Genomic DNA, 979 nt, shown 5'->3' on the forward strand with positions numbered 1-979 from the left:
CACGAGGTGGCGATCATGGAGCGCATCGCCAGTGCGCCGGAGCCGGCCAGCGTGCGCCTGCGCCAGGCCATCACCGCCTTTGTCCGCCGAGCCCTGGCTGGCCCTGGCCTGGCCCACGCCTTCATCGTCGAGCCGGTGGACCCGGACGTGGAAGCCGAGCGCATGCGCGGCCGCCGTGCCTTTGGTGACGTATTCCTGCGCCTGGTGGAGGAGGGCGTGGCGGCCGGTGAACTGCCGGCGCAGGACGCGCATGCTGCCGCCGCCTGCCTGGTGGGTGCCTTCACCGAAGCGATGGTCGGCCCCACCGCGCCCAGCCGCGAAGCGCACCGCGACGAGGACGCGCTGGTCGAGGCCATCTGCAGTTTCTGCCTGCGGGCTGTTGGCGCAGGGTGATGCCGCTGTTGCGGGTGCCGGGCGGCTTCTGCCGCGCTGCGCGCTCGCCGGGCATGGCCCGGCGCTACCGCATGCGGCCGAGGCCGCATGCTGCGCCGCACCAGCCCTGACGCCTGTTGTCGGGCGCGGCGTGCGTTCTATACTCGGCCCATCACGCAGTCGCTCAGCCGTGGTCCAACGACTATCAGCCAGGGGTAACGAAGAGTGCGGAATTACGATCTGGAGTTCCTGAAACGCTTCTCCATGGTGATCGCGCTGTTGATGGCCATCACCCTCGGTCTGATCCTCCTGGCCGCGTTCATCCACACCCGGATTCCGCCCGAGGTGTCGCCTACCGCCGCCAAACGCACCGAACAGCGCATTTCGCCCACCGGTGCGGTGTACGCCGGCAGCACCGGCGCGGCCGCGCAGGCTGCAGCGCATGCCGCCGCGCTGGCCAAGGCCGCCTCGCAGGTGGCCTACGGTGGTACCAAGGACGGCAAGGTGATCTTCGACAACCTGTGCACCGCCTGCCACACCACCGGCGTAGGCATGGCGCCGACGCTGGACCACTCGCACTGGGACAAGCGCCTGGCCCAGGGCAAGG

Annotated in this window: 1 protein-coding gene and 1 pseudogene; both read left to right on the forward strand. The window is 70.2% G+C overall.

Features of this window, described 5'->3' with window-relative positions; translation table 11 throughout:
• Positions 1 to 393, forward strand: a pseudogene (locus tag DBR20_RS01515) (TetR/AcrR family transcriptional regulator); the annotation flags it as partial.
• A 204-nt stretch (positions 394 to 597) separates the two neighbouring features.
• The coding region (locus DBR20_RS01520) for a cytochrome c5 family protein (RefSeq protein ID WP_108264944.1) at positions 598 to 979 on the forward strand (382 nt) is incomplete at its 3' end.

The sequence above is a fragment of the Stenotrophomonas sp. HMWF023 genome (assembly GCF_003060985.1).
Taxonomy (GTDB): Bacteria; Pseudomonadota; Gammaproteobacteria; order Xanthomonadales; family Xanthomonadaceae; genus Stenotrophomonas; species Stenotrophomonas lactitubi.